Below are 18,704 nucleotides of genomic sequence, written 5' to 3'. Positions count from 1 at the left end.
GCATGAGATGACCACAAGCACGCTCCTGCCGCATGACCTGCTGTGGCTCGCGGACGCACCCGGCTTCGCCCGTGCCAATGCGCTGCCCGCGTGGGCAAGTGCCGACTGGCTCGCGCAAGCCCCGCTGGTGGTGCGGCGCGATGGCGCCATCGAAGGCCGCATCCCGGTCGGGCTGCGCGGCACCACGCGCGCGCAGCGCCACGCGGCGTGGCTGCCCGCCGCGCAGGTGGCGCGCGTGGTCACGCCGGGCATGCTCGCGCGGCAGGCACGCTGGCGGGATCATCCGCGCCGCGCCGCATTGCCCGCGCTTGCCGCGCTGGCGCGCATCGCGCCACAGCTGGATGCTGCGCAGGTGGACTGGGGCGTGACGGGCGGTGTCGGCTTTACGCTGGCCAGCGGCATCGACGTGCTGCATGCGGGTAGCGACCTGGACCTGCTGGTCACGGCGGCAACGCCGCTGGCGGCCAGCCTGGCCCGCACCCTCGCCGCCTTGCTCGACGATGCGCAAGCGCGCATCGACATCCAAGTGGCCACGCCGTTTGGCGCGTTCGCGCTGCGCGAGCGCGTGCGCACCGGCGGCCGCGTGTTGCTCAAGACAGCGAACGGCCCAGTCATGTGCCAGGATCCTTGGCAGCCGCCATCATGAGCACGCTCTTCACCTTCCCCGGCCAAGGCGCCCAGCGTCCCGGCATGCTCCGCGCACTGCCCGACCACCCTGCCGTGCGCGCCACCGTGAGCGAGACCAGCGAAGTGTTGGGGCGCGATGTGCTGGCACTGGACAGCGAGGCCGAACTCGCGTCCACCGTGGCCGTGCAGTTGTGCCTGTTGACCGCTGGCGTGGCGATGGCGCGCTGCCTGCTTGCCGAAGGCGCCAAGCCCGACGCCGTGGCCGGCTTGTCGATCGGCGCCTTCCCGGCGGCGGTCTGCGCAGGCGTGCTGGACCATGCCGATGCGGTCAGGCTGGTGGCGCAGCGCGCCAAGCTGATGGAGCAAGCGTATCCAAGCGGCTATGGCATGACGGCGATCCTCGGCATGGAGCTGGGCCCGCTGGAGCGCATCATCGCGCAGGTGCACGGACCGGCGTCGCCGGTCTACCTGGCCAATCTCAATGCGCCCGCCCAGTTCGTGATTGCGGGCGCCGCGACGGCCTTGGCGCGCGTTGCGGAACTGGCGCTGGACAGCGGCGCGCACGCGGCCAAACCCATTGCCATCAGCGTGCCCTCGCACTGCGCTCTGCTCGACGGCGCGGCAAGCGAGCTCGCTCGCGCGTTCGAGGGTGTGCGCATCGACCGGCCGCGCCTGCGCTACTTCAGCGCTAGCGCGGCACGCGAGCTGCGCGATCCGGCACGCATCGCCGCCGACCTGGCGCGCAACCTTGCCGTGCCGGTGCGCTGGCATGAGGCCATGCTGCTGGCGCGCGAATGCGGCGTGCGCCTGGCGGTGGAAATGCCGCCCGGCAATGTGCTGACGCGGCTGGCCGCACCGCTGCTGCCGGACGGCATCGCCGTGGCCTGCGCCGACACGCGCATCGACAGCGTGGTCGCGCTCACGGTGCGCGAAGCGCTGCGGGCGTCGTCCTGAACCAGGGCATTACCCCAGCGGCAACGCCGTGCTGTACAGGACCTGCTTGAGCGCAAAACTGGAGCGGATGCTGGACACGCCCGGAATGCGCGTGATCTGGTCGATGATCAGCCGCTCCAGCGCTTCCACGTCGGCCACCACCACGCGCAGCAGGTAGTCGGCATCGCCCGACATCAGGTAGCACTCCATCACTTGCGGCAGGGTGGTGATGCGCCGCTCGAAAGCATCCAAGGTTTCACGGCGCTGCTTGTCCAGCGAGATCTGGATAAACACCACCACCTTCAGCCCAAGCCGGCGCGCATCCAGCAGCGTGACACGGCGCGAGATCACGCCTTGTTTTTCCAGCTGCTTGACCCGCGCCAGGCAGGGCGAGGGCGACAGGCTGACGCGGCTGGCCAGTTCCACGTTGGTCAGGCTGGCGTCTCGCTGCAGCTCGTTGAGAATCCGGATATCCGTGGCGTCCAGGTCGATGTCCAGCACGTTGCGCTCCTGTTTTTTCATATAACAGCATTCTATGCCGCAACGGAGCGTATTTGCAGCGACCTTCGGTCTTTGCTGCGGCGCAATAAACCGTAGACTTTCCAGCATCCCCTCCCGTCTCGTGGCGGCGGGACAACCTGGTCAAAGAGTCGAGTCGAAGCATGCAAGCACAACAAGGATGGCGCCGGTTTATTCCCCTCGCCTGCGCCGTGGCAATCTGGGGCGGCAACTGGCCGGTCATGAAGCTGGGCCTGACCCACGTCAGCCCGCTCTGGTTTGCCGCCGCGCGCTTCACCTCCGCGGCCGCCATCAGCTTCCTGGTGCTGGGTGCGTTTCGCCGGCTGCGCCTGCCCACGCGGCAGGAATGGCCGCTGGTGATCGGCGTGGGCCTGCTGCAAATGGCGGCCTTCACCGCGCTGGCGCTGTGGGCGCTGCAGTACGTGCCGCCGGGGCGGGCCTCGGTGATCGCCTACGCTACCTCGGTGTGGGTGATTCCGCTGTCGTCGCTGGTGCTCAAGGAGCGGCTGTCGCGCCCGCAGTGGATGGCCACCGGGCTGAGCTATGCCGGCATCGCGCTGATGATCGCCCCGGCCGTGCGGGACTGGCAGTTGCATACCGCCGTGGGCCTGGTGATGCTGCTCGGCGCGTCGCTGGCCTGGTCGCTCAGCATCATCCAGCTGCGCGCCAACCGCACGGTGCGCCTGGGCGCGGACATGATCCCGTGGGAAACCGCCGTGGCCTCGGTGCCGCTGGTGGTGCTGGCACTGCTGCGCGACGGCGCGCCCCACTTCCTCTCGGTGCCGGAGATCTGGCCGCTGCTGTTCTACACCGGGCCGCTGGCCACCGCGCTGACCTTTATCGTGGTGCTGAACATGACGCAGGCCTTGCCGCCAGCGGCCACCTCGATCGCCATGCTGTGCGTGCCGCTGATCGGGCTGGTGGTCTCGGCGGTGGCGTTCCAGGAGCGGATCTCGGCGGATCTGTCGGCCGGGCTGGCGCTGATCGCCCTGGGTGTGGCAACGTCGGCGCTGGCGCCGTGGCTGGGACGGCGGCTGCAGTGGCGCGGCGCCTGATGCTTTTTGCCGTGCCACACGCAAGGATGCTTTGGCAATTAAGCATCAAACGTTACAAGAAGACACAGTTGTATTACCCCGCTAATACCTGACATGGGCGCGCCGGCTTACAGTGGAGCCAATCACTAACCGGAGCCACCCGTGCGGAAATTCGCCACCCTTTGCGCCATTGCTGCTGTTGCAGGCCTTGCTTCCAGCGCCGCATTCGCGCGCGTGGATGTGGACATCGGCATCGGCATGCCCGGTCCGGTGTTTGTCGCGCCGGCTCCCGTCTACCAGCCGGCCCCCGTGTACCGGGCCGCGCCGATCTATGAACCGGCCCCGGTGTATGTGCAGCCCCAGCCGGTGGTAGTGGCAGGCCCTGGTTACTATGGCCCCGGCTACTACGGCCCCGGTATGCGCGAGCGCGCCTGGCGCGAACGCGAATGGCGCGAGCACCGGTGGCGTGAACGCGAGCGGCGCGAGCATGATTGGCACGAACATGAGCGCGACCGCGACCGCGAATGGCGCCGTTGATGGCGCGGACATGGCTCTTCCTGCTGGTCGTGGTGCTCCTGCGGCCAGCGGCTACGAGATCGAGGCCAGAGGCAGGTTCAGCAGCAGATTCTGCGGCTTCACCTTGAGGATCCCTGCCTCGTTCATCGCCGCCGCCAGGTAGACGGGCCGGCCAGCCACATCCGGGCGCACCACGGATGGATCGGCAAAGTCCAGCCGGAACAGCGACAAGATCCGCCGCTGCCGCTCCGGCTCCAGTTCCACGCCGCGATACAGGTCATTGAGCAACAGCGTGGCCTGCGCGTCCAGCCCGATATGCCAGGCCCACTGCCGGTCCTCGATCGCGGAAAGCGGCATCACCGTCACCTCCACCCCGAAAAAATGCCGCACCCAACGCGCGAGCACGCGGCTGAACGCAGCCAGCGCCGCGCTGCCGCTGGCGAAGCGGATCACCGTGTCGTGGCGTTCGCTGCGTCCCCAGTAAGCCTGCGCGTTATCGCGATCCAGCACATCCAGTTCCACCTTGCGCGCCGGGATCTGCGCTTCGGCCAGCATGCGGCCTAGCTCGCCGTAGACACTGCCCGACGCGTGCAGCTCGACGGTGTCGGCATCGGCCAGCATTACCCCGCCCTCCTGCAGCGACACCTTCTGCGCGCGGGAGAACAACTCCGCGGCGCGCCACTCCATCGGATCCGGCTTGTCACTGTCATGCAGGATGCCGTGCACGATCAGATGCGCAAGCTGGTCGATGAAGACCGGCGGCACCCTGACATCGCCCTCGCGGAAGATATCCAGATAGGCCGCCTCGATGGTCGGCGCGGCAAGCAGGCGCTCGCGCATGGCCAGCACCACGGCGTAGTTGTCACGGGCATCGGGGTCTTGCAAGGCGGCGAGCTCGCTGGCCGGCACAAGCCGCCGCGGCTCGGCGATCAACGCCGCATGCAGCGCTCGCTCGGCGTCGCAAGATTCGTCCACCGGCGCTACCTCGGGGCGCCACCACCACATCCGCAGCAGGTGGTCGCTGGCCAGCAACCGGCCGTCGCTGTCGCGCGCGGCAGGGTCGAAGCCGGAATGGGGCCAGCGGGCGGGGGTGGATTCAACCATGGTTGGCTAGCAAACAAGGGGAGCCTCAGTATCCCACAGGCTGCCGCAGCGCACCCCTTGCGCCTGGGCAGGAGGGATCCAACGTCCCGGCGCGCGGCCATTGTGCCGCTCGCTTGGGAGAACCCGCACAGCCTGCACTTGATTGCCGAGGGCAATACTCCACCCAGAGTATGTACGCTGCAAACCGCCCGCGGAGATACTTTCCCTCTTGCACAATTCACGGGTCCGAACCATGCACTTCAGCGTCAGGGTTGACGACACTCGCGCACGGCAACACCCGCCCCAGCGCGGGCAATCACGCCACTTTGCCGACATTGACCAGTTGCTGGGCCCGCGAGAGCAACGCTACTTCGGATCCGGATTCAAGCGCGTCCAGTATCGGGTGATAGCGCCCTGCACCGACGTCGCAGCGCTGCCGGCCCAAGGCAGACTTGCGGTCATCTATCCCCAGGACTGGTCCAGGAAGTCCACCGGAACCACGTTGCCGCCTCACCTCTCGACAGTGGACGCAACCCATCTGGGCGCGGTGCTCTCCGAGTGGGCGATAGCCCAGCGATTCACGGCGAATCCGACCGAGCCTGAGGTGCTGATCAATCGCTGTGAGATTCGCAGTGGAAATGCACCCGATGAACACCTCGACGCTCTGCCCTTTACCATCCATCGCATTGTCACCGAGCCTCTCAAGAACCGCCGCTCGCTCTACCGATTTTCGACGCAGATTGAACTGCAGCTTGGCAGCATGGCGTTGGCGGTGAGCCTGACCCACAACGGGCAGCCGCGCAACAATGCGGCACACATCGACAACACCGGAATGCTCGAGCAGGATGCGCCGCAATCAGTAGCCGGCAGGCTGGCCATCGGCGGCGTTTACGGGATCGATTTGCACCATCTCATGCTGAGTCCCGCCGACGGCCATGCCATCGCCGAGACGATCTTCAGTGCCCCCACATCCGTCTACCGAACGCTTTCCAATGTGGAGTTCGTATTGGCCTGCGCGCAGATGGCGCAAGCCGTCATCTACCAGAAGGACAGGATTTCACGAACCCGGAGCAATACGCTCTGGATGCGGGATTTCATTATCAGCACCGCTGTGCCCTGCAAGGTCCGCCGCCAGCAACTGATCGAGCTATACACGTTGAGCCACAAGCGCAGGCGCGCGGATGGATGCAATTGGTCCGTCTTCCGGTTCCTATGCCAGCTTGGCGCGATGACCGCCACCTTCACGTTCGCCCACCACCTTCCCGCGACCGATGACGATGCCCTGCCAAGGCGTAGGGACTGACATGCGCATCGTGATCTCCGGCACTTACTCCACCGGCAAGTCAACCACGACCGATGCCCTGGGCTACCTGACCGGCATTCCTCGCACCAATGCCCGCACCATGCGCGAAATCATGCCGGAAGCGCTACCGGGCAAAGTGCTCGAGCAGTGCAGCGTTCCCGAGCTGATGGAACTCTGCCTGTGGCGATTCAAGGAACGTGTCGTGTCCGAACACCTGTGTGGAGACACCTACATCTCGGACGGCTCCTGCCTGCACGAGTGGATATACGCCCGAGGCCGCCTGATCGCGGGGATCAATCCCGCCAATGGGCCAATAACCCGTAGCCTGCGCAAGCTGATGGGCTCGCGCTATCGCCCCACGCACGAGCACATCTTCGAGCGACTCATGCATGCGGTGGAGGCGCACGCCCGCGCCTCGTATGAGGAGGCGATCCACCTGCCGATCGAGTTCCCGGTGACCGACGACGGCCATCGCCCCGTCTCGGAAGCGTTTCGCCGCATGACGGAGCGCATGTTGCTGGAGAGGTTGCAGGCGCTCGGCATTCCCTGCCGCGTGGTGGGCGGATCGATCGAACAGAGGCTCGCACAAATTACAGCCCTCTATGGATGGCCGCACGTATGCAGCATCCCCGATGCCATCGCCATGGCCCGCGCCAACGCGGCACGCATCGAACGGGAAAGCAACGCCCGACATCAGTCGTTCCGGGAAGGCATGAGCTGGCGCCATCGCGTGGCGCGCAGATTAAGCACCTTGTAAAGCGTTCACAACGCCCAGAGGGCCGAGTCTTCTGCCTTCCAACATTGCACCGCCAACAACGCACCTCCAACAACGCAAAAAGGAATTCCCAATGCCCAAGATTGCCATCGTCTATCAAAGCAACGCAGGCCACACCGCGGTGCTCGCCCGTGCGGTCCAAGTTGGCGCACAGTCGATCGCCAACACAACCACGAGCCTCATTCCTGTCGCTGAGGCAAAGGACCGCTGGAGCGAACTCGACCAGGCCGACGCCATCATCTTTGGCGCCCCGACGTTCATGGGGAACGTCCCTGCCGAATTCAAGCGATTCATGGATGACTCCGCCGTAGTCTGGGCGTCGCAGGGCTGGCGCAACAAGCTTGCGGCCGGATTCACTTGCTCGGCATGCTGGAGCGGGGACAAGTTGAACACCCTGATGCAGATGACGATTTTTGCCGCGCAACACGCCATGATCTGGGTGCCGTTGGGTACGATGCCCGGCTATCACACCAGCCAGGGAACTGCGCGGGATCTGAACCGGGTCGGCGGCTTCCTGGGCGCCATGGCCCAGGCCAATGCGGACGAATCGCCCGATGTCGCTCCGCCGCAAAGCGATCGCGATACGGCTCAGGCATTGGGCAAGCAAGTCGCCGAGGTTGCCACCCGGTTCATCTACGGCACGCGCTGACTGAGCGGAGTCAAGATTGAGAAATGTCCGCTTGACCCGAGGACATGCCGGGAAGAAGATTCCCGGGTACTTCGGCGCCGGCACCAGCGGTTGGTGGCATGCGCCTCCACGACGATCGGCGGACACGACACATCGCTCACCCGGCGCGCGCTCCGCCCCTACCCATCCGACCCACCATGCGCATCCAGTGCGCAGGTGCAGGTGCTTAAGGAGCGACAACGATGGACATGCGTGCGTCTGCGCTTCATGTGGAAGCACCTTCCCGTCGCGGCCGGGAGACTCAGCAGTCCATGTGGTCCGCCGCGATTGCGGATCGGGATAGCTTCCTGCACTGGTCACGAACCGGGCTCAATGAACTGATCCCGCACCAGATGTCCGCATTCGGCCTGACCACCAAACATACCTTGGGGGTCAGGCCGCTCGAAACGTTCACCTTTCGTGTGCCGGAGGCATACCTGCAGCAGGTTGCGCGTAGCCCCGGCATAGGCTGCCCGGTTTTTTCGCACTGGATCCTGGCACGCACCCCTCAGTTTTTCTGCCCGGACGTGGCTGGCGAGAACGTAGCACTGGCGTCGCTATTCAAGCAATACGCGCTTGGCAACCTTTTTCTCCACGGACACGTCGATGCGGACCGTGGGCTGGCATCTTATTTCGCGCTGTTCGGCGTGGATACGGCGCGCCGCGCTCACCACGAGCACCATGCCGAGGCGGTTGCCCTCAGGGTCCACGAGGCTCTCGCCAGGATCCACCACCTCAGAGGGAGCGGCAATCCTGCAGGCGCGGCCGCACGATCCCTCACCAAGGCGGAGCAAGCGGTCTTCCATTGGCTCCGCCAGGGCAAGACCAATTGGGAAATCGCACGCATCCTCAACAAGAGCGAGTGGACGGTAAAGACCCAGGTTCAACACATCCTGCGCAAACTGGATGCCAGAAACCGGCAGGTGGCGATATCCCGCTAAGAGGCCGTTTCAACATGAAGTGAGGCGGTTCTGGCTAGGCGCGCAGCCGCAGACAGTACAAGTGGTACGGCAAAGGCCGCGCAACCATACCGTTGCCCGCTTCAGCCGGCTGGGGCCGCCTGCGCCGCGCCACCCTGGCTGGCCGCTACCGCCTGCCGCAAACGCGCCACGCCTTCCACAATCTGCGCATCGGACGCGGTGGCGAACGATAGCCGCAGCGCGGGCGAGCGCTGCCCGTCCACGCCAAAGCTGGCGCCCGGCACATACATCACGCGCGCCGCGATGGCGTGCGGCAACAGGCTGGCCGCGTCGGCCACGCCGTCGATCTCGCACCACAGGAACATGCCGCCTTGCGGGGTTTCGCAGCGCAGCGCGGGGCCGAAGGCATCGGCCAGGGCCTGCACCATCAGGTCGCGCTTGTGGCGGTAAAGGTCGATGATGCGCGCGGTCTGGCGGGGCAGCAGGCCATCCTCCAGGCAGCTTGCCATGGCTAGCTGCAGCCACGGCGAGGTGCACAGATCGCAGACTTGCTTGGCGATCACCGCGCGCCGCAGGATTTCGGCGGGCCCGGCCATCCAGCCCAGGCGCAGCCCGGGCGCCATGGTCTTGGAAAAGCTGCCAAGGTAGATCACCCACGGTGTCAGCGCGGGATCCTGCGCGGCAAGCGACAGCAGCGAGGGCAGCGGCTCGCCGTCAAAGCGCAGGCTGCCGTAGGGATCGTCCTCCACCACCACGATGCGGTGCTGCGCGGCGAGCGCGAGCACGGCGCGGCGGCGCGCCAGCGCCAGCGTGCGCCCGCTCGGGTTGGCGAAGGTGGGCACCAGGTAGAGCAGGCGCGGCCGCTCGGCGTCGGGGCAATCCGCCAGCATGGCGGCAAGGGCCTGCACGCACAGCCCGTCCTGGTCGGAAGGGATGGCGCGCACGGCGGCGCCGGCCAGCCGCAGCGCCTGCACGGCGGCGGGATAGGTCGGCGTTTCCACCCACACCGGCGTGCCCGGCGCGACAAAGGCCTGCACCAGCAGGTCGAAGCCTTGCTGCGAGCCCGAAGTCACCACGACCTGCTCCGGTGGCAACGGCGCGCCACGCTCCGCCATCAGCACGGACAATGCCTGGCGCAGCGCGGGCATGCCCTCGGTCGGCCCGTACTGCAGGCATTGCGCGGGAACAGTGGCCATGGCCATGGACGCGGCATCCTGCAGCGCGGCGGCATCGAAGCTGGCCGGCGAGGGGTAGCCACCCGCGAACGAGATCATGTCCGGCAGGCTCATGTAGGGAAACAGCTCGCGAATGGGCGAGCCTTGCGGCTCCCGCATGGCCGGCGCGAACGCGTACGGATGGACTGGCGTGCTCATGAGAGACTCGGTATTGGATCAGTCGATCGGTCGATCAGTCGACGGTGGCGCCGGAGAGCTTGACGATCTCGCCCCACTTGCGGCGATCGTTGCGCACCAGTTCGGCGAACACTTCCGGCGAGTTCGGCGCCAGCTCGGCGCCCTGCTCGCGCAGCTTGGCCTGGATGGCGGGATCGCTGGTGGCGCGTGCCAGGTCGCGGCTGATCTTCTGCGCAATCGCGGCGGGCAGGCCCTTGGGTGCGAACAGGCCGAACCACGGGCTGGCGTCGAAGCCTTCGACCGGCCCTGCCGCTGCCACGGTGGGCACATTGGGCAGCGCCGCCGACCGGGCTGCGGAGGTGACCGCCAGCGCCTTGAGCTTGCCGGCACGGACGAACTGGATCGATGCGGGCAGGTTGTCGAACATCACGTCGACGCTGCCGCCCATCAGGTCGGCCAGCGCCGGGCTGCTGCCCTTGTAGGCGACATGGCTCATCTGCGTGCCGGTCATGCGCTGGAACAGCTCGCCCGCCAGATGGGTCGACGTGCCGTTGCCGGCCGAGGCCATATTGACCTTGGCGGGATTGGCCTTGAGGTAGGCGATGAACTCCGCCAGCGTGGTCACGCGGGCGCGTTCCGCAAACGCCGGCGAGATCACCACCACGTTGGGCACCTTGGCCACCAGCGACACGGGCACGAAGTCCGCGGCGGCGTCGTAGGGCAGCTTCTTGTACAGCGTGGGATTGATGCCGAACTCGCCGACCGAACCCATCAGCAGCGTGTAGCCATCCGCCGGCGACTTGGCGGCCACGCCGGTGCCAACGATGCCGCCGGCGCCGGGACGGTTGTCCACCAGCACCGGCTGCTTCCACATCACGGTGAGCTGGTCGCCGATCATGCGCGCCACCATGTCGGTGGTGCCGCCCGCCGGGTACGGCACGATGATGCGGACCGGCTTGTTAGGGAAGTCGTCCGCACTGGCCGGGGCCGCGGTCACGGCCAGCAAGCCCATTGAAATGCCGCAATGGCCGATGATGCGAAGCAGTCGATTCATGCCGGTCTCCTCGTTTCCTTATTGGTTGTGATGTCCCGTCTCTTGTCTCTTGGGGGGCGGGGAACGCCGGAAGGCCTATAGGCAACATTCCGGGAGTTCGGCATTTTTAGTCATCAACTTTTTTACATCAAGCGAGATTTACGCATAGGATGATAACTTTAATGCATCAACCTGGGGTACCAGTGAGATGCCTAAGTCAACCGCCCCTTGCCACTCGCCCCATGAGCGCCTCCCGCATTCCCAGCCTCAGCAGCCTGCGCGCCTTTGAAGCCGCCGCCCGCCACCAGAACCTTCGCCGGGCCGCGGCGGAGCTCTGCCTGAGCGAGAGCGCCGTCTCGCGCCAGATCGCCACGCTGGAAAGCCAGCTCGGCGTGGCGCTGTTCCACCGCGCCAACCAGCGCGTCAGCCTGACGCCGGCCGGCTCGCTCTACGGTTACCAGGTACGGGAAAGCCTGCAAAAGCTGCAGCGCGACACGCTGGACATCATGGCGCACGAGGGCGCGGGCGGCATCGTGGAACTGGCCTGTGTGCCGACCCTGGCGGTGGAATGGCTGATCCCCCGCTTGCCCGCGTTCTACGCGCAGCATCCGCAGGTGGTGGTCAACTTCAGCGCGCAAGCGGATGTGTTCCTGTTCGACGGCACGCCGTACGACGCCGCCATCCACTACGGCGAAGCCAACTATCCGGGCGGCCGCGCCGACCCGCTGTTCGATGAAGAATCAGTGCCGATCTGCCATCCGGAGCTGTTTGCCGGCGAGGGGCCGGTCAGCGCCCAGCGAATCGCGCAGGCGCCCTTGCTGCACCTGTCGACGCGCCGGCTGGACTGGAAGAACTGGATGGAAGCGGCCGGCGTGGGCGATGTCAACGCCATGCGCGGCACGCGCTATGACCACCACAGCATGGTGATCAGTGCCGCCCGCGCCAAGCTGGGCGTGGGCCTGGTGCCGCGCTTCCTGGTGGAGGAGTACCTGGCGCTGGGCCTGCTGGTGATGCCGGTAGCACAGGCCATGCGCTCGCAGCGCGCCTACTACCTGGTGGCACCGGACTCGCGGCCGATGAGCGATGCGATGTCGCGCCTGCGGACCTGGCTGCTGGCAGCGGCGCAGGATTTTGCGGCACGGCAGGCCTCGGGGCGGGCCCCGGGGCCTGCACAGGACGCTTGATCAGAAAATTTGAATATCGAATACGATACCGGGGCCCTTATCGATCCCGCGCCAGATCTATCCTTTGTCACATGGAGACAGAACATGTTCTCCCAATTTCAACAAGGCAGATAGATCATGAGAATTACCACCGCCCGCCTGTTCCTCGCTGCCGCCATCGCCGGCACCGCCCTGCTCTCCTTGAACTCCGCCTTTGCCGCGGACACCAGCGGCACCCACGCCGGCGACAACTACGGCTACGTGCACCGCTCGGCCGACGCCTACACCGATGGCGCGCGCAAGATCGACGCGTTCAGCAATGGCGCCCGCACGGTCAAGCACGACTATCCGTTCGGTTTCTCCGTGTGAGCAAGCAAGCGCTGCACAGGAAGCACAGACAGCAGGAACGCATCATGACCGTCAAAGACACCGCCCTGATCCTCGCCGGATGGATCGCCGCCTGCCTGGGCAGCGGCTACCTCGTGACCTTCGCCGCGCAGGCGCTGCAGCGTTAGGGATGACACACTTGCGCGCCTGAGCGGTTGAGCGCTGGCAAGGCAAGCACCGCGCATTTGGCATGATTCCGGATGTCCGAAACGGCCGTGCACCTGCCCCAGGCCTGCCGCGCCTGCTACCGCCCGCTCAGCCCTTCACGTTGGCAGCCTCCAGCGCTTCGGCCAGTTTGCGCCCGGCATCCAGCGCCGCCGGAAAGCCACAGTACACCGCGCTGTGCACCACCAGTTCATGCAATTCCTGCGGCGTCACGCCATTGGCCAGGGCGCCGCGCAGATGGCCGGTCAGTTCCTGCGGCCGGTTGAGTGCGATCAGCATCGATACCGTCGCCAGGCTGCGCTGCTTGCGGTCCAGGCCGTCACGCGTCCACACCGTGCCCCACGCGAACTCCGTCACCAGTTGCTGCAGGCCGACATCGCCCTGCTGTTGCGCGGCGTCGAACGCGCGCTGCACGTATTGTTCGCCCATGACTTCCGAACGTACCTGCCGGCCGGCTTCGAAGGCCGGCGTTTGCGTGTAGGCGGCAGGGTCTTGCTTGGCTTGCGTCATCTTGCTATATCCGGTGATTGCATGAGTCATCGGGCAGGCACGCCGCATCCTGGCGGATGCGCGGCGCCTGCGGCGTTGCGCCTTACTTGAACGGTGTCTGCAGGATGCCCATCACGGTACGGATGCCATCGCGGTAGTTGCCCAGCCGCATGTTCTCGTCGTAGCTGTGCTGGTTATTGTCCGCATTGACCAGCGGCACGATCACGAACGGCGCCTGCAGCGCCTGCACCGCCGCACCGGTCGGCACGGTGCCGCCCATCATGCGGATCTGCACCGGCGCCTTGCCGTAGGACTGCTGCATGGCCTGTGTGAGCCACCGGCTGATCGGCGCCGACAGGTCCGTGCGCGCGGCGGAGCTGGAGGCCGAGACCTCGCCCGCGGTGACCGAGGCAAGCTTGGGATAGCGCGCGCGTTCGTCGTCGGTGGGCTCGCCCTTGACCAAGTGGTAGCCCTGTTTTTCCACGTGCTGCCTGACGAGGGCGAACAGGGATTCCGGGCTGGTCTCCGGCACGGTGCGGATATCGATATCGGCCACCGCCACTTCCGGAATGACGGTACGGGCCTTCTCGCCCACGTCGCCGGCGGCCATGCCGCGCACGTTCAGCGTGGGGTACTGCATGGCTTCCTGGTAGTTGGCGCCAACACGCTCGGCCCGCGCGATGCCCAGGCGGCGGCGCAGCGCGGCCTCGTCGTCGGGCACGGCGGCCATGATGCGGCGTGCGCGTTCATCGATCTTTACCGGCTTGTAGTAGCCGGCAATGGTGACGCGGCCGTCGTCATCCTTCATGGTGGCGAGCAGGTTCGCCAGCCGCTGCGCGGGGTTGGCGGCATAGTTGCCATAGTGGCCGCTGTGCAGGCCCTGGCTGGCGCCGAACACCTTGAGCTGCACCAGCAGCACGCCGCGGTTGCCGAAGATCAGCGTGGGCTGGTTGCTCTGGTGCATGGGGCCATCGAAGATCACCATGCCGTCATTGCGCAGCAGCGCCAGGTTGTCAGCGATCACCTTGCCCAGCGACGGCGAGCCCTTCTCTTCCTCGGAATCCAGCAGCACCTTGATATCGACCGCAGGGTCCACCCCGGCGGCCTTGAGCGCATCCATGGCGGCCAGGAACATCACGATGGGGCCCTTGTCGTCCGACGACGAACGCCCGAACACGCGCCACTCGGGATCGACCTGGCCGGCATAGAGTTTGTCCAGCGGCAGCGCCTCCCACTTGCCATTGGCGCTGCGCGCCTTGAGCGTAGCCTCCCACGGGCTGGGCTGCGCCCATTGCGACGGCGTTACCGACTGGCCATCGAAATGCATGTAGAACAGCACGGTCTTGCGCGGGCCAGCGCTTTGCTGCGTGCTAGCGGGGTATTCGGCGTAGACCATCGGCTTGCCGTTATTGGGCAGCTCGCGCGCCTGGAAGCCACGCCGGGCGAAGGCCTTGACCAGCCAGTCCGCATTCTTCTGGATATCCGCGGGCACGGTGGCGTCGTTGGGCAGGGCCAGCAATTCGACCCATTCGCGGTAACTGCGCGCCGCGGCCTGGTCGGCCTGCTGCTGCAGCTGCATGCTGTCGAGCGTGGCGGCATGCGCGCCCGCGGCCAGCAGCATGGCGCCGAGGGCGCCGCACACGGTCGCGCGGACGGCGCTGTGCAAGGGGGACTGGAAGATGCGGGAACGGGTATGCAGGTGGGCGAAATGCGGCGCGCTGCCAGGCGCGCCGGCAAGGAAACGTAGTCTCATGGCTCTTGTTGGATAGGAAAGTGCATGGCAACGGATACGGCGGGCGGGCCGCAAGACACCCGCGCGGCCCGCACCGGCAGTCTGAACCGCTACAGGCCACTTGTCCATGCACGACGCCCCTGGCGGCGCGCCTTCATTGGGCCCGGCAACGCGCAGGCGCCCTCAGGGGCCCTGCTCGTCGGGCGACTGCGCAAAGCCCTCCTCGCGGCGCGCAATAGCACTGGCCAGCCCGAACTCCATGGCAAAAAGCAGGATCAGCGCGAGCATCGCCAGCGCGCCGATCGCCAATCGATAGTAGACCCACATGGCGGCAAGCCGGAACATCCGACAGAGTTGTCCTATCTGCAGCGTAGATTTCCCTACGTCAAAACGGCGCTGAGATGCCACGGCGCGGTGCAAAAAAGCTATCAAAACGGGGAATGGAAGACTCGTGGAAGGCGCAGGCGATTGCACCCGACTTGATCTGGATCCAGGCAAGGTTGCCCGCAGGGTGCCATCATGACCCTGGTGACCGCCCCCGAACCACCCCGGCGGGGGCCGCCATGCCGACAACGATCACAGCCATTACAGGAGATAGCCGCCATGACCAACATCGTGCTCGCCACCGACGGTTCGCCCTTTTCCGACGCGGCCGCCCGCTTCATCGCCGAAGGCAAACTGCTGCAAGGCGGCTTTACCGTGCATGTGGTCCATGTGACGCCCGATGTCACCGGACAGGTACGCGCCTTCGTCAGCAAGGAAACCATCGACGCCTGGCATCAGGAAGAAAGCGGCAAGGCCATGCAGTCCGTGGCCGACATCCTCGGCGCCGCAGGCATCGCCTTCGAGCAACACGCGCTGCACGGCTTTGCGCCGGAACGCATCGTCGCCTACGCCGCCAGCGTCGACGCACGCGGCATCGTCATGGGCACGCACGGCCGCGGCTCGTTCTTCGATGCGGTGATTGGTTCGGTGGCGGGACGGGTGCTGGCGCACGCCCCGTGCCCGGTAGTCCTGGTCAAGGCCCCGGGCAAGAAGTAAGGCAGCCGGCCCAGGCTGGCCGGTGCCGGGTCAGACCGGCCAGAGCGGCGGCTCGTCCATCAGCGCGACCTGCTCGCGCAGTTCGAGGATGCGGTCCTGCCAGTAGCGGGCAGTCCCAAACCACGGGAATGCCGCCGGAAAGGCCGGATCGCGCCAGCGGCTGGCCAGCCAGGCGCTGTAATGCAGCAGGCGCAGCGTGCGCAGCGCCTCGATCAGGTAAAGCTCACGCGGCTGGAATTCCGCAAAATCCTCATAGCCGGCCAGGATGTCGGCCATCTGGCCCTGCTGGGCGGCGCGATCGCCTTCCAGCAGCATCCACAGATCCTGCACCGCCGGCCCCATGCGGCTATCGTCGAAGTCGACAAAGTGCGGCCCGGGCGGGCGCGAACCCGCATGCGACTCCTCGATCCACAGCACATTGCCGCGATGGCAATCGCCGTGCAGCCGCAACTGCGCTACATCGCCCGCGCGCTCGAAGCAACGGCGAGCGCCATCCACGGCGAGATCGGCAACCGCCTGCCAGGCGGGGCGCAGTTCCAGGGGAATACAGTCTTGCGCCAGCAGCCAGTCGCGCGGGGCCACCCCGAAGGTGTCCACGTCGATGGTGGGGCGTGCCTGGTAAGGATGCGTGGCGCCGAGCGCATGGATGCGGCCGATGAAACGGCCAAGCCAGGTCAGCGTGTCCGCACGATCCAGCTCCGGCTCGCGCCCCCCGCAGCGAGGAAAGACCGCGAAGCGAAAACCCGCGTGCGCCAGCAGCGTGGCGCCGTCGCGCGCGATGGCCGGCACCGCCGGAATCTCGGCGTCGGCCAGTTGCCGCACGAAAGCGTGCTCTTCCAGAATGGCCGCGTCGCTCCAGCGGCCGGGGCGGTAGAACTTGACCACCACCGGCGCGCTGCCTTCGATCCCCACCTGCCAGACCCGGTTCTCATAACTATTGAGCGCCAGCAGGCGGCCGTCCGGCTCGAAACCGGCGGCCTCCATCGCATCCAGCATCAGGTCCGGCGTGAGGCTGGCGTAGGGCACGCCATCGGCATCGGTGAGCGTGCCGCCGTCGCCGGGCACCTGAAGGTCAAACCCTGAACTGGACATGGCGCGTGGCAGCCGTTGGGGAACGTTGTGGAGTTAGCGCGTGGGCTTGGCGCGCTGGCCGCCCAGCAGCGCGGCTTGCGGCGCCGGACGGCGACCGCGTGCGGCCGGATCCTGTCCGGTGCGCGGCTGCGCAACATGGGTGTTGGCACCGGCGCGGTTGCCGTTGACGTCGCCATTGCGATCGCGGTTGCCATTGCCATTGCCATTGCCACTGCCATTGCCATTGCCGGCGGCACGGTTGCCGTTGGCCTCGCCAGTGCGGTTGCCATTGGCCTGACCGTTACGCGGGTTGCCTTGGCCGGCCGAAGCCGGTCGTCCGCTGCCCTGCGCCGGGCGTTGGCCCTGTGCCTGCGGCGCGCGGCGCTGGCCTTGTCCATCGGCGGCGGCGGGAGCCTGGCTGCGGCCTTGCGGCGCGCGTGCCGGACGTTGCTGGCGCTCGCCAGCTTCTGCCGCCGGTGCGCGGCCGCGCGGCTGGCCGCCGGCGGGTGCCTGGCCGCGGCCACGGCCACCACCACCATTGCCCTGGCCCTGGCCGCGTGCCTGCCGGCCCTTCTGGATCGGCTCGGCCGGAATGCTCGGATCGACCTCGAAGCCCGGCAAGATGGTTTGCTCGATCTGGCGCTTGATCAGCCGTTCGATATCGCGCATCAGCGAGATTTCATCCACGCAGACCAGCGAGATCGCCTCGCCCTCGGCGCCGGCGCGGCCGGTACGGCCGATACGGTGCACGTAGTCTTCGGGCACGTTGGGGAGGTCGTAGTTGACCACGTGGGGCAGTTGGTCGATGTCGATGCCGCGCGCGGCGATATCGGTAGCCACCAGCAGGCGCAGCGTGCCGGCCTTGAACTCGGTCAGCGCGCGCGTGCGGGCCGACTGGCTCTTGTTGCCGTGGATCGCCAATGCCGACAGGCCGTCCTTGTCGAGCTGCTCGGCCAGGCGGTTGGCGCCGTGCTTGGTGCGGGTGAAGACCAGCACCTGGTGCCAGTCGTTCTCGCGCACCAGGTGGGCCAGCAGTTCGCGCTTGCGCTCGCGGTCCACCGGGTAGACGCGCTGCGCCACCGTTTCGGCCGTGGTATTGCGGCGCGCCACTTCGATGGAGGCGGGGTTGTCCAGCAGGCGGTCGGCCAGGCCACGGATCTCGTCGGAGAAGGTGGCCGAGAACAGCAGGTTCTGGCGCTTCGGCGGCAAGACGTTGAGGATCTTGCGGATGTCGTGGATGAAGCCCATGTCGAGCATGCGGTCGGCTTCGTCCAGCACCAGCATTTCCACGTGCGACAGGTCGATGGTGCGCTGGGACAGGTGATCAAGCAGGCGGCCGGGCGTGGCCACCACGATATCGACACCGCGCTTGAGCTGTTCGATCTGCGGGTTGATGCCCACGCCGCCGAACATCACCATGGAGCGCAGCTTGAGGTACTTGCCGTAGTTACGAACGCTTTCTTCCACCTGCGCCGCCAGTTCGCGGGTCGGGGTCAGGACCAGTGCGCGCACCGGCAGGCGCTGTCCACGTGCGGGTTCGCGGCCGGCCGAGGATTCGGACAGCAGTTGCAGCAGCGGCAGCGTGAAGCCGGCCGTCTTGCCGGTGCCGGTCTGCGCGCCGGCAAGCAGGTCGCCCCCTTTCAGGATGGCGGGAATCGCCTGCGCTTGAATCGGAGTCGGCGTGGTATAGCCCTGTTCGGCCACGGCACGCATAAGCTTGTCGGACAAGCCAAGTTCGGAAAAAGACATGAATTGACGCTTCGGCCGCCCTTTGCGCATGTGGTGCGCCAATCGCGGGGGCGACGTGAGTGAGAAAACCGAAAACCGGAAATACCGACCGGCGAAGCGAGGCGACTGCCCCCGCTTCTTTAGGAGGAAAGGCCGCTAGTGTACC

At 66.6% G+C, this 18,704-nt stretch carries 20 protein-coding genes; 11 read left to right on the top strand and 9 right to left on the bottom strand.

The features are described from left to right. The first annotated feature begins 7 nt into the window (after window positions 1–7). Together AB4061_RS23575 and mdcH are read left to right on the top strand one after the other, a co-directional pair. A complete protein-coding gene (locus AB4061_RS23575) occupies window positions 8–646 on the top strand; it encodes a malonate decarboxylase holo-ACP synthase (RefSeq protein WP_441638000.1) in 639 nt (212 codons plus the stop codon). After that, window positions 643–1,581, top strand: a complete 939-nt coding sequence (gene mdcH / locus AB4061_RS23570) for a malonate decarboxylase subunit epsilon (protein ID WP_441637998.1) — start codon at window positions 643–645, stop codon at window positions 1,579–1,581. Before AB4061_RS23575 ends, mdcH begins: the two co-directional genes overlap by 4 nt. A 9-nt stretch (window positions 1,582–1,590) precedes the next feature. On the opposite strand, the gene AB4061_RS23565 is transcribed toward mdcH, so the two are convergent. Then, the gene (locus tag AB4061_RS23565; RefSeq protein WP_006158020.1) at window positions 1,591–2,061 is read right to left on the bottom strand and encodes an Lrp/AsnC family transcriptional regulator; all 471 of its coding nucleotides are present in this window, start codon (window positions 2,059–2,061) and stop codon (window positions 1,591–1,593) included. A 161-nt stretch (window positions 2,062–2,222) separates the two neighbouring features. On the opposite strand from AB4061_RS23565, the gene AB4061_RS23560 reads away from it, so the two are divergent. Both AB4061_RS23560 and AB4061_RS23555 read left to right on the top strand, forming a co-directional pair. Further along, entirely contained in the window at window positions 2,223–3,134 is a 912-nt protein-coding gene (locus AB4061_RS23560) for a DMT family transporter (protein ID WP_441637996.1), read from the top strand. A gap of 141 nt (window positions 3,135–3,275) precedes the next feature. Beyond that, window positions 3,276–3,650, top strand: a complete 375-nt coding sequence (locus AB4061_RS23555; RefSeq protein WP_441637994.1) for a hypothetical protein — start codon at window positions 3,276–3,278, stop codon at window positions 3,648–3,650. Between the two features lie 51 nt (window positions 3,651–3,701). Here the strand turns inward: AB4061_RS23555 and AB4061_RS23550 are convergent, their stop codons facing one another. Next, window positions 3,702–4,733: a DUF6352 family protein gene (locus AB4061_RS23550; protein WP_441637992.1), complete on the bottom strand. Its 1,032-nt coding sequence runs from the start codon at window positions 4,731–4,733 to the stop codon at window positions 3,702–3,704. A 232-nt stretch (window positions 4,734–4,965) separates the two neighbouring features. Here AB4061_RS23550 and AB4061_RS23545 point away from each other — a divergent pair, with 232 nt between their 5' ends. From AB4061_RS23545 to AB4061_RS23530, 4 genes are all read left to right on the top strand, one after another. Continuing rightward, window positions 4,966–6,015: an AvrD family protein gene (locus tag AB4061_RS23545; RefSeq protein ID WP_441637990.1), complete on the top strand. Its 1,050-nt coding sequence runs from the start codon at window positions 4,966–4,968 to the stop codon at window positions 6,013–6,015. A 1-nt stretch (window position 6,016) separates the two neighbouring features. Continuing rightward, window positions 6,017–6,772, top strand: a complete 756-nt coding sequence (locus AB4061_RS23540) for an AAA family ATPase (protein WP_441637988.1) — start codon at window positions 6,017–6,019, stop codon at window positions 6,770–6,772. 91 nt (window positions 6,773–6,863) lie between these two features. Then, a complete protein-coding gene (locus tag AB4061_RS23535; RefSeq protein ID WP_441637986.1) occupies window positions 6,864–7,439 on the top strand; it encodes a flavodoxin family protein in 576 nt (191 codons plus the stop codon). A 221-nt stretch (window positions 7,440–7,660) separates the two neighbouring features. Then, the gene (locus AB4061_RS23530; protein ID WP_441637984.1) at window positions 7,661–8,398 is read left to right on the top strand and encodes a helix-turn-helix transcriptional regulator; all 738 of its coding nucleotides are present in this window, start codon (window positions 7,661–7,663) and stop codon (window positions 8,396–8,398) included. Window positions 8,399–8,499: 101 nt separating this feature from the next. Here AB4061_RS23530 and AB4061_RS23525 read toward each other — a convergent pair whose 3' ends face one another. Both AB4061_RS23525 and AB4061_RS23520 read right to left on the bottom strand, forming a co-directional pair. Then, on the bottom strand, window positions 8,500–9,750 hold the full coding sequence (locus tag AB4061_RS23525; protein WP_441637982.1) for an aminotransferase-like domain-containing protein: 1,251 nt from the start codon (window positions 9,748–9,750) through the stop codon (window positions 8,500–8,502). Between the two features lie 34 nt (window positions 9,751–9,784). Then, complete coding sequence (locus AB4061_RS23520; protein WP_441638099.1) at window positions 9,785–10,741, bottom strand: Bug family tripartite tricarboxylate transporter substrate binding protein; 957 nt, start codon at window positions 10,739–10,741, stop codon at window positions 9,785–9,787. A 263-nt stretch (window positions 10,742–11,004) separates the two neighbouring features. On the opposite strand from AB4061_RS23520, the gene AB4061_RS23515 reads away from it, so the two are divergent. Together AB4061_RS23515 and AB4061_RS23510 are read left to right on the top strand one after the other, a co-directional pair. Next, the gene (locus tag AB4061_RS23515; RefSeq protein WP_441637980.1) at window positions 11,005–11,946 is read left to right on the top strand and encodes a LysR substrate-binding domain-containing protein; all 942 of its coding nucleotides are present in this window, start codon (window positions 11,005–11,007) and stop codon (window positions 11,944–11,946) included. Between the two features lie 117 nt (window positions 11,947–12,063). Continuing rightward, window positions 12,064–12,294, top strand: coding sequence for a hypothetical protein (locus tag AB4061_RS23510; protein ID WP_441637978.1), 231 nt, complete (start codon window positions 12,064–12,066; stop codon window positions 12,292–12,294). A 273-nt stretch (window positions 12,295–12,567) separates the two neighbouring features. Here AB4061_RS23510 and AB4061_RS23505 read toward each other — a convergent pair whose 3' ends face one another. The 3 genes from AB4061_RS23505 to AB4061_RS23495 all read right to left on the bottom strand — a co-directional run bounded on the left by AB4061_RS23505 (window position 12,568) and on the right by AB4061_RS23495 (window position 15,043). After that, window positions 12,568–12,987, bottom strand: a complete 420-nt coding sequence (locus AB4061_RS23505; protein ID WP_441637976.1) for a carboxymuconolactone decarboxylase family protein — start codon at window positions 12,985–12,987, stop codon at window positions 12,568–12,570. Between the two features lie 82 nt (window positions 12,988–13,069). Continuing rightward, the gene (locus AB4061_RS23500; protein ID WP_441638097.1) at window positions 13,070–14,587 is read right to left on the bottom strand and encodes a M20/M25/M40 family metallo-hydrolase; all 1,518 of its coding nucleotides are present in this window, start codon (window positions 14,585–14,587) and stop codon (window positions 13,070–13,072) included. A gap of 294 nt (window positions 14,588–14,881) precedes the next feature. After that, window positions 14,882–15,043 carry a hypothetical protein gene (locus tag AB4061_RS23495; protein ID WP_441637974.1) on the bottom strand — a complete coding sequence of 54 codons (162 nt, stop codon included), beginning with the start codon at window positions 15,041–15,043 and terminating at the stop codon, window positions 14,882–14,884. A gap of 258 nt (window positions 15,044–15,301) precedes the next feature. Between AB4061_RS23495 and AB4061_RS23490 the strand changes: the two genes are divergently transcribed. Next, window positions 15,302–15,739, top strand: coding sequence for a universal stress protein (locus AB4061_RS23490; RefSeq protein WP_441637972.1), 438 nt, complete (start codon window positions 15,302–15,304; stop codon window positions 15,737–15,739). Between the two features lie 30 nt (window positions 15,740–15,769). Here the strand turns inward: AB4061_RS23490 and AB4061_RS23485 are convergent, their stop codons facing one another. Both AB4061_RS23485 and AB4061_RS23480 read right to left on the bottom strand, forming a co-directional pair. Beyond that, complete coding sequence (locus AB4061_RS23485; protein WP_441637970.1) at window positions 15,770–16,831, bottom strand: serine/threonine protein kinase; 1,062 nt, start codon at window positions 16,829–16,831, stop codon at window positions 15,770–15,772. A 33-nt stretch (window positions 16,832–16,864) separates the two neighbouring features. Further along, the gene (locus AB4061_RS23480; protein ID WP_441637968.1) at window positions 16,865–18,559 is read right to left on the bottom strand and encodes a DEAD/DEAH box helicase; all 1,695 of its coding nucleotides are present in this window, start codon (window positions 18,557–18,559) and stop codon (window positions 16,865–16,867) included. Window positions 18,560–18,704: the final 145 nt, after the last annotated feature.

It is taken from the genome of Cupriavidus sp. YAF13 (genome assembly GCF_052113425.1).
GTDB lineage: Bacteria > Pseudomonadota > Gammaproteobacteria > Burkholderiales > Burkholderiaceae > Cupriavidus.
The sequence above is the reverse complement of the archived record's forward strand: the minus strand, read 5'-3'. Positions and strand labels throughout refer to the sequence as shown.

Excerpts from the sequence above, each read along its gene's own strand:
- AB4061_RS23575 (WP_441638000.1), top strand. The coding sequence starts at position 8 with ATGACCACAAGCACGCTCCTGCCGCATGACCTGCTGTGGCTCGCGGAC.
- mdcH (WP_441637998.1), top strand. The coding sequence starts at position 643 with ATGAGCACGCTCTTCACCTTCCCCGGCCAAGGCGCCCAGCGTCCCGGC.
- AB4061_RS23560 (WP_441637996.1), top strand. The coding sequence starts at position 2,223 with ATGCAAGCACAACAAGGATGGCGCCGGTTTATTCCCCTCGCCTGCGCC.
- AB4061_RS23550 (WP_441637992.1), bottom strand. The coding sequence starts at position 4,733 with ATGGTTGAATCCACCCCCGCCCGCTGGCCCCATTCCGGCTTCGACCCT.
- AB4061_RS23545 (WP_441637990.1), top strand. The coding sequence starts at position 4,966 with ATGCACTTCAGCGTCAGGGTTGACGACACTCGCGCACGGCAACACCCG.
- AB4061_RS23540 (WP_441637988.1), top strand. The coding sequence starts at position 6,017 with ATGCGCATCGTGATCTCCGGCACTTACTCCACCGGCAAGTCAACCACG.
- AB4061_RS23535 (WP_441637986.1), top strand. The coding sequence starts at position 6,864 with ATGCCCAAGATTGCCATCGTCTATCAAAGCAACGCAGGCCACACCGCG.
- AB4061_RS23530 (WP_441637984.1), top strand. The coding sequence starts at position 7,661 with ATGGACATGCGTGCGTCTGCGCTTCATGTGGAAGCACCTTCCCGTCGC.
- AB4061_RS23525 (WP_441637982.1), bottom strand. The coding sequence starts at position 9,750 with ATGAGCACGCCAGTCCATCCGTACGCGTTCGCGCCGGCCATGCGGGAG.
- AB4061_RS23520 (WP_441638099.1), bottom strand. The coding sequence starts at position 10,741 with ATGGGCTTGCTGGCCGTGACCGCGGCCCCGGCCAGTGCGGACGACTTC.
- AB4061_RS23515 (WP_441637980.1), top strand. The coding sequence starts at position 11,005 with ATGAGCGCCTCCCGCATTCCCAGCCTCAGCAGCCTGCGCGCCTTTGAA.
- AB4061_RS23510 (WP_441637978.1), top strand. The coding sequence starts at position 12,064 with ATGAGAATTACCACCGCCCGCCTGTTCCTCGCTGCCGCCATCGCCGGC.
- AB4061_RS23505 (WP_441637976.1), bottom strand. The coding sequence starts at position 12,987 with ATGACGCAAGCCAAGCAAGACCCTGCCGCCTACACGCAAACGCCGGCC.
- AB4061_RS23500 (WP_441638097.1), bottom strand. The coding sequence starts at position 14,587 with ATGCTGCTGGCCGCGGGCGCGCATGCCGCCACGCTCGACAGCATGCAG.
- AB4061_RS23495 (WP_441637974.1), bottom strand. The coding sequence starts at position 15,043 with ATGTTCCGGCTTGCCGCCATGTGGGTCTACTATCGATTGGCGATCGGC.
- AB4061_RS23490 (WP_441637972.1), top strand. The coding sequence starts at position 15,302 with ATGACCAACATCGTGCTCGCCACCGACGGTTCGCCCTTTTCCGACGCG.
- AB4061_RS23485 (WP_441637970.1), bottom strand. The coding sequence starts at position 16,831 with ATGTCCAGTTCAGGGTTTGACCTTCAGGTGCCCGGCGACGGCGGCACG.
- AB4061_RS23480 (WP_441637968.1), bottom strand. The coding sequence starts at position 18,559 with ATGTCTTTTTCCGAACTTGGCTTGTCCGACAAGCTTATGCGTGCCGTG.